The sequence below is a fragment of the Bordetella genomosp. 7 genome (assembly GCF_002261265.1).
Classification (GTDB): domain Bacteria; phylum Pseudomonadota; class Gammaproteobacteria; order Burkholderiales; family Burkholderiaceae_B; genus Bordetella_A.
The window spans coordinates 23,406-36,136 of the sequence record NZ_NEVK01000008.1 but is presented as its reverse complement, the minus strand read 5'-3'; the positions used below and the strand labels follow the sequence as shown (position 1 = coordinate 36,136).

The following is a 12,731-nucleotide window of genomic DNA, read 5'->3' as shown; positions in this document are numbered from 1 at the left end:
CTAGGGAACTAAATCGTTCGCAAGAGCAACAAGAAGGTCATCGTCCCGTCTGCTCACGAGATATGAAAGCCCGCGATGCACATGTTTTATGAACGTTTGTCGAATCGATTCGTCATTTACTTCAATTTTATCCGTTATCAGTCGAACTACTAATAGATTGTGGTAGAGAGCTTCTTTGCCACCGGTCAATGTTCTCCAGTCAATTTCCAGTCCGCCTGAAAAATTGTAATTTTCATCCGGGGGGAGGGAAGGATTTGCCAAGGACATACAGAGCGCGTGACGGCATATTGCATTGTTATGCTCAATGCCCGTGCGGCGCTTAATAGTAGCAAGCTGGGTGCGAGCACTTGATGTAAGTTTGATGCGTTCCATTATGCTATCGCACCTTGTGCTGAATTAATTGCAGTGCACCCGGTGGCGTCGTCAAAATCAAGTGAATATTCGGCGTTAGTAAATGGCTTAAGAGTTTCATATGCGAGACCGTCTACTTCTTGGTCGGTTGATAGAACGACTACCTGATGCGAGACAGTTGCAAAGAAGCGCTTGATGAGCGTAGACCTATGTTGTTGATCAAGTCGAGCGAGAGGCGTATCGACAACGACAGGAAACCGACCTTTGCGTTCTTTAATTAAGGCGCTCAAAACTGAAATTGCAAGCAATTGGCGTTCCCCGGCCGATAGCCGATCCATCGGTAACTCTTGATGCTTGTTGTCCTCAATCGAAACACGATAGGTTTCAGGATCGACAAGAACCTTAGCGATCAAATTGCGTTTGCGCAACAAGTTGCGAAACTCCGCCGTTATCACCGTGGACAGCCATTGTGCCTTCGAAGCCAGCAAACGTTCCTTAAAGAGTGCGAGTGCTTTTCGCGCACGCCCCGATGCGTCCAGGCTCTTTGCTTCTAGCGAACGGTCTCGAAACTCGACTCCTAGGCGTTCCTGTGCGGCGTTTAGACGAATTCGAACATGATTCAATTGTCCCTGCATTTCTTCAACTCGACGTGTGGTATCGGCCAGTTGGGTCTCGGCAGCAGATACCACTTTAGATCGCTCTTGTAATTCTCTCAAAACCCCAGCTATTTGTTCCTCCGCCGGAATTTGTCCAATGCGTTGCTCCGCCTTATCCAATTCAGACTGAGCTTTTTTCAGATCAGCGAGCGCTTCCTTAAGGCGAGACTTACTGTTGCTCAGATCGCGCTCTGTATCTTTTGCAGGAGCCTCTTGGAGGGCTACACTCTGGGTCGGCGGCACGGTATAGGAGCGAAGATCGCTAGACAGAGTTTTGCGCAGCGCGTCCAACATGTCTCTCGGCAATGAGCTTTCCAACAGTGTCACGATACGTTGATCGCGCCTTTTAAACTCCTGCGCGAGAAGCCTTGCATGGCGAGCATGTTGGTCTTGGTCCCAAGCCTCTCGGTATTTGGCCCATAGCTTTGGTAGCCAGGCGATCGGCAATACGGGGTCGGAAATAGCTTCTACCAGTTTGGCGCGAGCGAGCTCGGCATTCTTCTTTCCTACGACGACGGAATTTTTGATCTCAGCAGCTTGTTCGTATGCTTTTAAGCCGTGTCGCTGAGCCTCCACAGAAAACCTATCTAGCTCCAACTGCGCTTGCTCTACAGAGTTCCGAGAGGCCGCTTGGTCTTGAGCCAGGCGTTGCAGCTTTTCCTCTAATTCTTCAGCTTGCTGCCGCCACGTGCTGACGCTTGTTCGAGCAGCATCGAAGTCTGCCGACACATTCTTACTCTTCAACATCGCACGACGCTCGAGCGCTTTCAAGTCGTTCGCTAGTGATTCAATTCCACCGATACCTAGAAATACTTCCGTCGCGCGCTTGAGCAGATCAGGAAGTCGATCGGGATTTGCAAGTGCCTCGATTTTTTCGCCATCAAAAAGAAACAGTTGGACCAATTCCGCCGGAAGGATAGACCCAATAAATTCATCCCAGGTTAAGGAGAAATGAAGATCCTTGTTTCCGCCTTCAAACACGGACAGTCTTTCGACGAGCTCGTTACCTTTTCTTGTCCATTCGCGTTGGACCATCAAGCGGCGGCGTAAGCCGCCAATTTCGACGGCCACTCCAATCTCAATTACAGCATTGCCTTGGGTGTCTTTGCGTTGCAGCCCGCGTAGCAATTGTTCGTACTCGGAGCGGCGAAAGTCCGTCAGCGCTTTATGGCCATAAAGCCCAACCTGCAGGGCCGTCAATAGCGTGGTCTTGCCGCTACCGTTGAGTGCTTTAACGAGAATGACGGGGCGCGCGGCCTTAACGGTCAGATCTATGGTCTGCCGCTCACGAAAAGGGCCAAAATTCTCAATGGAAATACTGGAAATTGTTATTTTTGCCATGAATCAAACAATTATTGCGGTCGTATCTGCTGAATCAGCCTCCTGATCTTTACCCGTCATGTCGGAGAGGGCAAATTCCAGCGCCTCATCTTCATCGCGGAAGGCGTAGTGATTCAGTACCTTTTCTAGACGGTTCAAATGCTTGGAGCGTTTGTGTGACTCCATTGTTTGAAATTGCACCGCCAAGAGGCTTCGAGTGAGTTTGTAAAGCTCCCCAGCGGCTTCGCCGTCTACTTCTTGAGCGACAGCTTCTAACAAAGCGAAATCAGCGGGGTTTAGTGGCGATTGTTCGAGATCTTTGCCCGGGTACGGTTCCCCGAACACCTCGGTGTAGATGCGTGGAACCAAATCTTCAATCTCACCTTTCTCTTCGACCCAAATTCGGCGTATTTCTTCGAGTTCTTCGATAGGGATCAATTCGATGAGGTGTGTGCCTTGCTTCTTATCAGCATTACGTACGATGCGTTGCGTGTGCAGCAGTTCACGCAACAGGTTTTCTCTGTGTTTCTGTGTGTAGGGACCGTGGACTAGCTCGCCGCGAAATACCGTCAAGCGGCCGTTCATACGCCTAAAATCACGAAGCTCTCGGTCTTCAATCGCCAAGTGTTTGTTGCGGAAGTCCAGGATGGGCTGCATCCACTGCTTTTGTTCATCGTTCTGGATCATCGCCTGCATTGACTTATCTTGCGACACCATAGTGCAAACATAGCACCCGAAGCGGCTATCGCCGCAGCTCGGCGTTGAGGTGTCCACGACAATAGGGCATTCGGCGTCTGGCGTCGCTCCGCGGTAGATACCAAAAAGCTCTTGATTGTCGATGCCCCATGGGTTTGGCTCCGTTATTAGGTACTCCCAGACATCGTCGCTACTCCAGCTTTCCACCGGCGGGTACACCCATACGCGAGATAGTCGAGGGTCCTTGTTCTTGCTTAGTCGCGCGCGCGTACTGTCCTTGTACTGATCCATTACTTTGTCGCGCACATTGCTTTCCCCGCGGCGTTGCCCTAGCACCAGGATTGCTTCACCGTTAGCTTCCGAAAGCTCCTGGATGAACTTCGTTGAAGCGCTAATCTTGAGTCGATCGGTACACCACCGAAACTTGGGCCGAGGGGCTGGGTAGCCTTTCCCGATAAGGTTGACCCAAAATCTATTTTCGACCGAGGGCGTTAGACGATGTGCTTCGATGGGTAGATCCTGCTGTTGTGCCGAAACATTTATCCTTGTCAGGGATAGTTCGACCCACGCCGCAATAATCGGATTTTCCACCAAGGTATCTGTGCTAATTACATAGACACGCTTATGGCGTTTTGCTTTTGGAAGCGAAGATATTGCCGTCCATACCAGTTGCAAACAAGCGGTCGAGTCTTTTCCTCCGCTGTAGCCCACGACCCAAGGAATCGTGTCGGCTTGATATAGATCGCGTATTTCCTCGACGATCTCTTCGAATGGTCTACTCATGATTTCCTTCGACGTTGATCCAACTGCGTGCGGGCGGCGCCTAGCGCTGCCTCCGCCGTGGCCTCGTCATTCGATAATTCAAGACCAAGCACACGCTTGATCTGATTACATGTCAACGTAATGTTCTGTCCAGACTTGGCCATCGCGCCACCCACCATCGCCCGCCCTTCCCATACAATGGCGTTCTTGCGAGACCAGTCCACTTTTCTCAACCGCTTGAGACGTTTAGCGCGCTCGGCGGGTGGCAGTTGGTACAGCGCACGACCAGCTCGCCCCAGTGCCTGCAAAACAATCGCATGGGAATGAATGAAGTCTCGTCGTACTTCGCCGGAGGTCATCTCTGACTCGCGAACGTACGTCCATTCAGGTATTTGAGCACCAACCGATTCCCAAAATTCGAGGCATTTTTCGCTCGCAGTATGGAAGTCCTCTATTTCTTTGTCGGTCAACAACTCGCTGGTAGCGAAATTGATAGCACTTAACGTAAAAAGTTTCCTTGATCGAGGTGACAAAGACGACCTCTCTGTCTCGATCAAGTTCTTGAATACTGGCGACGTCTGGCTGAGATGGCGCGCCAAGCTTGCCGTAGCGCTTCTGTGGTCATAAAGAACACCGAGCGAGGCAGATGGTTTGACCGCATATCTGTTTAAGTCAGCGAACATCTGCTGGCAGCGCTCTAACCCGCGATCAACGAAGAACACGACAGCAATAGTCTCTTCACCTATTTCCGGACGTGTTTCTAACGCTTGAACGATGGCTGCACGGCGATGTTGCCCGTCATTGACGATGAATTTGGACGTCATAGAGACCGTCAGGGAGCCCATGCGAAAATTGGCAGGGCCCTTGTCTCCTATCGCCTCAAAACGAATCTCTCCATCGATCGATACAGTGATCGCCGAGAAGGTGTAACTATCCTTGTTTTCGACGATATAGCGGGCGATATCGGGAATACGAGCCTTGTTCAAGGTGCGTTGCGCACGCAATTCCGGCACCAACTCTTCCTCGTCAAAGGAAAACAGCCGGGGCAATAGCTTCATGGGACACATCGAAACGTAATATTCACGCCCCGCTTGTATCCCGCGAATTGCTGGAAAAACGTAGGAAAAATTCTCTGCCATAGGTAGGAATTTATCATGTTTGTTTGCTGGTAAACAAACGTATGTTAAGCCTATCCAGACTGCCCACTTTCCCCCGGGGATAAGCGCTGCGGCAGGCTTGAACAATCCTTCCTATTGAAGTGGCAGATTGGGCTCCCAGGCGCTGCTCGGACATCCGTCGGTGCATCGTCTCTGCAAGGGCTTGCGCACTTTTTCTGCTGCATCCAGTGCCGTTCCTCTGCGCCTGCGGCGCTGCGCGCTTCGCTTGCCCGTCCGTGCCTTCTGTTGGAGGGGAGGCGGCTTGCTGTTCCCTTCATCATGCCACGGCGTTCGCGCCGTCAAGGGCTGCGCGTGTTCCCCGCTTGCGGCCTCCGGCCGTCTCCGCCCCCTGACCGCGTGTGCTGCGCCGTGCTCCGGAAGGGTCGGGCAATTCCGCCCGGCAACTTTTTAGGAGTTCACCATGAACAACGCACTCATAACTGACGAGCAGCGCGTCATGCTGCTGGCCAACGGCCGTGAATCTTTGGAGAACCCGGACTTCGATCCGGTGCCCGTGGTCAAGCTGTTCACGCCAGATGCCGGTTCGACCTGGCTGTTGACGGAGATTGATCCCGGCGAACACGACCGCGCCTTTGGCCTGTGCGACCTGGGCACGGGGATGCCGGAAATCGGCTGGGTCAGCCTGGCCGAGCTGGCAACGGTGCGGGGTCGACTCGGCTTGCCGATTGAGCGCGACTTGTCGTTCCGCGCCGAGAATCGGTTGAGTGCCTACACCCGCGATGCGCGGCTGGCTGGGCGGATCGCTGTCTGACCGGCCCTGGAGCGCCGCAAGGCGCTCCTTGTGCTTTATCCGCAACTTGCCGCTGGGCGTGCGCCTGACCGTGCAGGACCGGCTGGAAGGCCTGCCCCCGACTGGCCCGAATCGCCTGTTGCGGTGGCGTTGCGTACCTTATAGGAAGTCGCGGGCGAAGCCTTTCCGGAGGACGGCGCCGAACTGTTCGCCGCGCTGCTGGCGAAGCCGCAAGACGAACTAGTGCGACTGCTGGCCGTGTGCGTGGCTTCCACGGTGGACGTGGCGACGCTTCGCGCCACGACGCAGCAACCGGGCGCGGAAGGTCTGCCGCGCCCGGTTTAAATGTCCACCGCAAAACAGCGGCGCGTCTTCGCGGCGACGCAGGCGCTTGTGATGGCATTGTATGCTGTGCGATGTCATCGAATAACGCTGGAAGCCAGCGTAGGGTTAGCCAAGTCCTGGCAACGCCGGCGGCACCGCATGAATCCAGCATCCAGGACTTTCACTATCAAAGAAGTCCACATGGACAGGCCCTAAATCATCCTGAATGACTTGGTAGGCATAGTTGCAATAGACCTGATTGCCACCAAAAACGGAGACTGCCACCCGTTGGATGCCAGTTCCGCGCATCCGTCGCAACAAATGCCGGTCGTGCTCTCCGAGTCCCCAGCCGAATAACGTCAATGTGAATCGCTGTGAAGTAAGTACCTCCCGGTACACCATAGAAAGGTAATAACTATTCTGGATGGATGAAACTTTTTGCAGCATAGTTCCTTCGCTGACAAATAGCGGCACAACTCGTTCACTGCGCCACTCCGCAAGGATGGCCTCCAGCAAACCTTCCCCAGCGTTGTGAATCTTGAACTCCTGCTCCACTACCGTTCGGCATAGAGCCAGACTTCCGTGCGGATAGAACACCAAGGTGTTAGTCCGCTCCCTATAGGGGGCGCGAAATCTTTGCCAAGCATCGTCAAACATGCCATTCCTCAGGAAGCAATCCTTGAATAGATGGCCGTCCTGAATGTCGAGCCCATAGGTCATCGTCCAATAGACCAGCAAGTCATAGTTCAAGGAAATTACCGTATCGAACCCTTTGAGGAACTGGTACATGCTTGGCAAATGACCACTCACTAGATCATATGCCGGATGCACGTCGCGAACGGCTTGAATCAAACATTCTCTGACATTCAGGTAGGCTTGATGCGTGCGATTGTCTGGTATCCGTAGTGACCTGTTGACGTTTGACGCTTGCCAGACCAGTCGAAGGATCAACTCGAAATCGGATGTTCCGAAAGAGCCAAAGAGTTGCTGTACATCATTTCCGAGTAAGCCTGCTCGCTGGGCATGATCCAGCAACGAGCCATAGCCAAAGCCCGCTGAAACAGCAATGCTCGCCCCATTGCCCAATAGAATCGTACCTCGATGGTAATTGGGGGCAATGTGCTCCCACGGCACAACGGGATATGGCATATATGGTTCTCCCTGTTCCCTTGATGACTCGTTGTCGAATAATAGCGGTGACGAGTCATTTCCCGCTGTCACTCTACCTGGGTGTTAAGGCTGTATGGGCGTGTCGGCACGATGTGCCGCCGGGTCTTCGGGCTGCGCCCTGGCTTGCTGCGGCAGGTTGTGCCAAAGCGTGCCGTCCTCGACGCTGGCGGTTCGCGCTTGTACGTCACGAAGGACGGTTTACCGACACGTCCCCGGCTTCGCTATGGAGCATCCGCGCCACGCCTCAAGCCCGTCGCCGCAATCTGCGGCAAGGAGCGTTCTCGCTCGTCGTTGGGGTGTCGGCCTTGCCCGCGTCAGGGCGCAAGCCGGTGAAGCCGTCACGCAGGGATGCCGAGTCGGCCACGTCTCCATTCGGGAGCGGGTGGCCCGTGCGTCCTTGGCTTGTCGTAAATCCTCGCGAGGGAACTGCTGCGCCTTGGGCTTCATGCCCGCAACCTTCCAGCGAAAACAATTTCCCCTGCGCTGCGCGCATTCCTCGCGGGACAAATTCTTTTCGCTTCCAGACTCTCCACGGTGTTGCGACCGTTGCGCGGTGCGGCCAGCCCATCCCCCGCCGGCCGGATCACAACAAGGACGCACTGGCGCGACCTTGTTCAACCCGAAAGGAGAAACATCATGGCTAACATCGGCACCTTCACCGCAGAGAAAGACGGCTTCACCGGCCAGTTCCGCACCCTGACCCTGAACGTCAAGGTCAAGTTGATTCCCAACGACAAGGGCGACACCGAGAACGCCCCCGACTTCCGCCTTCAGGCGGCCGGCCACGACATCGGCGCGGCGTGGAAGAAGACCAGCGAAGCCGGGCGGCCCTATGTGTCCGTATCCCTCGACGATCCTTCGTTCCCGGCGACGGTCTATGCCCGCCTGATCGAGAACGAGGACGGCACGCACGACCTGATCTGGTCGCGCAGCAAGCCCAAGGCTGCCTGACGGACGCCCACGGCGCCCCGCCCATTGCGGCGGGGCGCCGTGCTGCTGGCGCAGCACGTCACGCACGCGCCTACGGCGTGTCGCGTTCCTTCAACACCGCCTCAAGCTCCTGGCGCACCTGCGCCAGAAGCTGATCGGCCATAGGCCAGCGTCAGCAGCGTGAGCGGATGCACGTCCATGACCTCGCACAGCTCGGTCAGCTTGTGCATGGTCGGGCTTTTCAAGTCGCGCTCCAGCGAACTCATGTAGGTACGGCTGGACACGTCGGAGAACGCTTCCTGGCTCAAGCCGCGCGCTTTCCTGACCGTCCGTATTGCCGTTGCCAATGAGTGTTTCGCTGTCACCAACTTGGGTTCCCCGTAAAAACCAAGATGACAGCCCATTGCACCCAATAGAGCTACAATCTAAAGTGTTCATTCCTGCCTGGTCGAACCGCTTTCGTGCTTTTACGGAAATCCGCATCGGCGGATTCCGACAGAATCGGGGAACCGCATCTGTGTCTTTCTTGGCCTGCGTAATTCCGCTTCTGCGTTTCCGTGCATGTACGGATTCGATGGCTTGCGCCTTCGTGCTTTCCCGCCAAAGCACGTATGCGCTTCGGCGGTTCCGCGCTTCGGTGGAAAATCGTATCCGTGCATCCTCGGATGCGTGGGGATTCGGGCCATGACCCAGCCGCTCGTCACCGCTGAACAGCGGGCGCAACTGCTCGCGGTCGGAGCGGCGCGCGCCGCTGGCCGAAGCATCGACCCGACGCCGGCGGTGCGGCTGTTCACCCCTGACGCGCACGCCACCTGGCTGCTGGCCGCGCTCGACCCAGCCGATGGCGATACGGCCTGGGGGCTAATCGACCTGGGAATAGGCATGCCTGGCCTGGGCCATGTGAAGCTGTCCGATCTGGCGTCCATCGTCGGGCCGCGCAAGCAGCCGGTGATGCGCGATCGCTACTTCCAGCCGGTACGGCGGCTGTCGGAGTACCTGCGGCTGGCCGAGGGAAACGGCTCGATCACTGACTGACCAACCTCAGCCAAAATGGCGCATCCTGACTATTTCAGTCTTACTCAAGACCCGGAAGGTCTGAATCTGCACCCTTGCACCGAAGCGGTGCGCTTCTGATGCACACAGTCATGATCTCCGGAGCGGGCTGCGGCATGGTGCCCAATGTTGCACGCCACTTTCCCGGCGGTGCAGCCGTCGCATTGAGACGATTTCCGCAATGCCTTGGAGCCAATCGGTCTTGACCCCAGCGCTTAACAGCGTACTCCGATTCTGATGACGACTTGATGGCGATTCGATAGCTTCCGCGTACTGGAATCCGTGGCGACGTTCCTGCTGATCGACAGGAGGTTGCGTCATGGCTGACCCAAGCGCCGAACATTGGTATCCGACCGCTGCGTATCTCTACACACTGCACCTCGACGGCCCCGCGCTGGCTTGGGAGTACCTGCGCCGTCACCCAGATTACCGCCGCGACTGGCTGCGCCGGCGTCGCCAACCGGAGGCCGCCGGACGCTGGGGACTGCGCCTGTTGGAAGATCCCGCCCTGGATGCGCGCGACGCGCACCCGGCTTGGTTCCCCGACCACGATGCCGTCGTGCAGCTCTATCCTGACGCCGACCCGCCACCTGACGCGGCGGCCTTCGCCTTCTGGTGCATCCCCGGCCGGAAGAACCTGATTCACGATGGCAAGCGCCTGGTGCTGCTGACACGCTGGCCGCGTTGCTGCCTGCGGCTCGTGGTCGCTCCCGGCCTGGCCGATGGCATGGCCTACGCCTATGCCATCCGTGCCTGCACCGCGCCCTGCGCGAGCTTTCAGGCGCTAGTGGCCGAGTTGGACAAGCTGGCCACCGCTGGCGATGCCGTGCCTGCGGGAACAGCACGGCCACGGCCATCAACCGCCGCGTTACTGGAGTTGAACACGCTCCAGGCGCTCGATGGCACCTTGGCGGGCGCGTCGCTGCGCGACGTGGCCGAAGGGTTGTTCGGTATCGATGCCGTTTCGGACGACTGGTACGCCGACAGCGCCTTGCGCGCCCGCGTTCGCCGGCTGGTACGCCGCGGCGATGCGCTGATGCGCGGCGGCTACCGCCGCCTTGCACAGCTTCCGCCCCTTGCACAGGGACGTGCTGCATCCCCTGCAAAACGTCCCTGAGCAGGAAGCCTTGCTTTCTTGAAAGTGCCTCTATCCGGCCGCGTGGTGTGGCCGGGCTTGATGGAGGTACATCCCATGCGACCCGCTCCCTTGCGGCCTGCCGCCGCTGCTGTCGCTGCGCCCGTGCAGGCCCAACGCTACCTGACCAACGACGAAGCCGCCGAATACCTGCGCCTGTCGCCGCGCACGCTGGAGAAGCAGCGCGTGATCGGCGGCGGCCCGAAGTTTCGCAAGTTCGGCCGCCGCGTCATGTACGCCGTGGCCGACCTCGATGCCTGGGCCGACCAGCGCAGCTACGAGGCCACGTCCGACCTGGAATACGCCGAGCGCCATGCAGGCGACTATCGCGATGGCCGCTGATCGTCGGCTCGCCGGTGGCCACCATCATGTCCAGCCCATCGCTGCCATCGGGGCAGCGATCGCAGCAGCGGGAACAGCTCGACCTGTTCCGCGCGCTGCCGGGCGACGGCATGGCGCCGCGCGACAGCCAGGACTTGATGGCCTTTCCGTTCTTCTCGCTGGCAAAGTCGCGGCGCACGGCGCCGATCGACTTCCGCAGCGGGAACCTCACCATCCGCGTGGAAGGCACGGCCGAGCATGGCATCGCCACGATATGGGACGCCGACGTTTTGATTTGGGCGGCCTCGCAGATCGTGGAAGCGCGCGACGCAGGCATTCGCCCGTCGCGCTTGATATACGCCACCCCATACGAAATTCTGCGCTTCATCGGGCGCGGCACGTCCCTCAACGACTACCGGCGCCTGAAAGCCGCGCTCGACCGGCTGCAATCGACCAGCGTGGCGACTTCCATCCGCGAAACTACCGGCCGGTGCCTGCATCGCTTCTCGTGGGTGAACGAATGGCGCGAGCTGGCCGACGCCAGCGGCACGCCGCTGGGCATCGAGCTGATCCTGCCGGACTGGTTCTATGCCGGCGTACTCGACGCCGCCCTGGTGCTGACCATCGACCCGGCGTATTTCCGCCTGAAGGGTGGCATCGAACGCTGGCTGTACCGCCTGGTGCGCAAGCACGGCGGGCGGCAGGAACACGGCTGGCAGTTCGACTTCCGGCATCTGCACCGCAAGTCCGGCAGCGCGGCGCGCTTCTCGGACTTCGCCTACGACCTGCGCGTGCTGGTCGCACGTCAGTCGCTGCCCGGCTACGTCCTGGGCATCGAGCCGATGCCGGGCGAAAGGCTGGAACTGCTGACCTTCCGGCCCGTGCCGTTCACGGCACGGGGATAACTGCGGGAAAAGATGCGGACGGCCTCGTGCTATCAGGAGTACGGGGTATCGTGCTATCGGGAGTACGACCATCGTGCTATCAGGAGTATGAAAACGCCGCAAAGCCAGTAACGGCGCGGGTTTTCGCTCCCTCTAACTTACCTAACTATAAATCTCTAACTTTTAGTAGAAGCGTGCCGCTTCGGTGGACAACCATGAAACGGCACCGCCAGGCCGGCTTTCCAGCAGGGAGGGCCGCGCCATGATCTTCGCGTTTCTCAATCAGAAAGGCGGCGTCGGCAAGACCACGCTCGCCACCCACATCGCGGGCGAACTGGCGATGCGCGGCCTGCACGTCATCCTGCTGGACGCCGATCCGCAAGGCTCATCGCTGGACTGGACGCAACGCAGAAGTCAGCAGGGCTTGCCACGGCTGTTCAGCGCCGTGGGCCTCGCCCGCGAAACGCTGCATCAGGAAGCGCCGGAGCTGGCCCGCCGCGCCGACCACGTCATCATCGACGGCCCGCCGCGCATTGCCGCCCTGGCGCGTTCCGCGCTGCTGGCGGCCGAGCGCGTGCTGATTCCCGTGCAGCCCAGCCCGTATGACCTTTGGGCCAGCGCCGAGATGGTGGCGCTGATCCGCGAGGCACAGGTGTTCCGGCCTGCGCTGCGCGCGGCCTTCGTCATCAATCGGCGCGTCAGCACCACCATCATCGGCAGGGAAGCACGGCAATCGCTGGCCGAACAGCCGCTGCCGGCGCTGCGCGCCGAGGTGCGCCAGCGCATCGCTTTCGCCGACAGCGTGGCCGCTGGCCGGCTCGCCGGCGAGACGGCACCCGACAGTGCCGCCGCGCGCGAGATTGCCGCGCTCGCCGATGAACTGCTGCGGTGGCCGACATGAGGAGCCCGCGCAGCAAGCGCGTCGGCATCGGCGCACGTCCGCCGGCGAATCCGCACGCCGAGGCGTGGGTTCGCCAGGGCGAGGCCGACGGCATCCAGAAAGGCGACCTCTACACCGCGCGCCTGACCCTCGACATCACGCCCGCGATGCGGGCGCGCATCAAGGTGTCGGCATTCACGCAGGGCGTGACCGTCGCGGAACTGCTGCGCGGTTTGCTGGAACGAGAGTTTCCAGAACACCGGATGGAGAACACACCATGACCGCATCCGCTTCGCCTGCCGCTGGCGCGGCCACGGCTGCGCTGTCGCTGCATCCCGCAG

At 58.5% G+C, this 12,731-nt stretch carries 13 protein-coding genes and 2 pseudogenes; 9 read left to right on the top strand and 6 right to left on the bottom strand.

The features are described from left to right. The 4 genes from dndE to dndB are packed head-to-tail and all read right to left on the bottom strand — an operon-like array spanning position 1 to position 4,924. On the bottom strand, positions 1-372 hold the full coding sequence (dndE, locus tag CAL19_RS16050) for a DNA sulfur modification protein DndE (RefSeq protein ID WP_249276334.1): 372 nt from the start codon (positions 370-372) through the stop codon (positions 1-3). Then, positions 372-2,348, bottom strand: a complete 1,977-nt coding sequence (gene dndD, locus CAL19_RS16045; RefSeq protein ID WP_094797370.1) for a DNA sulfur modification protein DndD — start codon at positions 2,346-2,348, stop codon at positions 372-374. The genes dndE and dndD overlap by 1 nt, the downstream gene beginning before the upstream one ends. 3 nt (positions 2,349-2,351) lie before the next feature. Beyond that, positions 2,352-3,806, bottom strand: a complete 1,455-nt coding sequence (dndC, locus tag CAL19_RS16040; protein ID WP_094797369.1) for a DNA phosphorothioation system sulfurtransferase DndC — start codon at positions 3,804-3,806, stop codon at positions 2,352-2,354. After that, the gene (gene dndB, locus CAL19_RS16035; RefSeq protein WP_094797368.1) at positions 3,803-4,924 is read right to left on the bottom strand and encodes a DNA sulfur modification protein DndB; all 1,122 of its coding nucleotides are present in this window, start codon (positions 4,922-4,924) and stop codon (positions 3,803-3,805) included. The genes dndC and dndB overlap by 4 nt, the downstream gene beginning before the upstream one ends. A gap of 439 nt (positions 4,925-5,363) precedes the next feature. Here dndB and CAL19_RS16030 point away from each other — a divergent pair, with 439 nt between their 5' ends. After that, positions 5,364-5,714, top strand: coding sequence for a DUF2958 domain-containing protein (locus tag CAL19_RS16030; protein WP_094797367.1), 351 nt, complete (start codon positions 5,364-5,366; stop codon positions 5,712-5,714). A gap of 43 nt (positions 5,715-5,757) precedes the next feature. Beyond that, positions 5,758-6,017: pseudogene (locus tag CAL19_RS19755) on the top strand (chromosome partitioning protein ParB); the annotation flags it as partial. A gap of 126 nt (positions 6,018-6,143) precedes the next feature. Here the strand turns inward: CAL19_RS19755 and CAL19_RS16020 are convergent. Next, entirely contained in the window at positions 6,144-7,166 is a 1,023-nt protein-coding gene (locus CAL19_RS16020; RefSeq protein ID WP_094797366.1) for a DUF4917 family protein, read from the bottom strand. Between the two features lie 657 nt (positions 7,167-7,823). Here CAL19_RS16020 and CAL19_RS16010 point away from each other — a divergent pair. After that, positions 7,824-8,138 (top strand): DUF736 domain-containing protein, encoded by a 315-nt coding sequence (locus CAL19_RS16010; protein ID WP_094797364.1) that lies wholly within the window; start codon positions 7,824-7,826, stop codon positions 8,136-8,138. A gap of 70 nt (positions 8,139-8,208) precedes the next feature. Here the strand turns inward: CAL19_RS16010 and CAL19_RS16005 are convergent. After that, positions 8,209-8,482 (bottom strand): annotated as a pseudogene (locus CAL19_RS16005) (helix-turn-helix domain-containing protein). Positions 8,483-8,801: 319 nt separating this feature from the next. Here CAL19_RS16005 and CAL19_RS15995 point away from each other — a divergent pair. The 6 genes from CAL19_RS15995 to CAL19_RS15965 all read left to right on the top strand — a co-directional run bounded on the left by CAL19_RS15995 (position 8,802) and on the right by CAL19_RS15965 (position 12,671). Beyond that, positions 8,802-9,152 (top strand): DUF2958 domain-containing protein, encoded by a 351-nt coding sequence (locus CAL19_RS15995; protein ID WP_094797362.1) that lies wholly within the window; start codon positions 8,802-8,804, stop codon positions 9,150-9,152. A 337-nt stretch (positions 9,153-9,489) separates the two neighbouring features. After that, positions 9,490-10,287: a DUF2285 domain-containing protein gene (locus CAL19_RS15990; protein ID WP_094797361.1), complete on the top strand. Its 798-nt coding sequence runs from the start codon at positions 9,490-9,492 to the stop codon at positions 10,285-10,287. A 75-nt stretch (positions 10,288-10,362) separates the two neighbouring features. Continuing rightward, complete coding sequence (locus CAL19_RS15985) at positions 10,363-10,647, top strand: helix-turn-helix transcriptional regulator (protein WP_094797360.1); 285 nt, start codon at positions 10,363-10,365, stop codon at positions 10,645-10,647. 26 nt (positions 10,648-10,673) lie between these two features. Then, the gene (locus CAL19_RS15980; protein WP_094797720.1) at positions 10,674-11,531 is read left to right on the top strand and encodes a replication initiator protein A; all 858 of its coding nucleotides are present in this window, start codon (positions 10,674-10,676) and stop codon (positions 11,529-11,531) included. 241 nt (positions 11,532-11,772) lie between these two features. After that, positions 11,773-12,411 (top strand): ParA family partition ATPase, encoded by a 639-nt coding sequence (gene parA / locus CAL19_RS15970; protein ID WP_094797359.1) that lies wholly within the window; start codon positions 11,773-11,775, stop codon positions 12,409-12,411. Continuing rightward, positions 12,408-12,671: a chromosome partitioning protein ParB gene (locus tag CAL19_RS15965; protein WP_094797719.1), complete on the top strand. Its 264-nt coding sequence runs from the start codon at positions 12,408-12,410 to the stop codon at positions 12,669-12,671. Before parA ends, CAL19_RS15965 begins: the two co-directional genes overlap by 4 nt. Positions 12,672-12,731 lie beyond the last annotated feature (60 nt).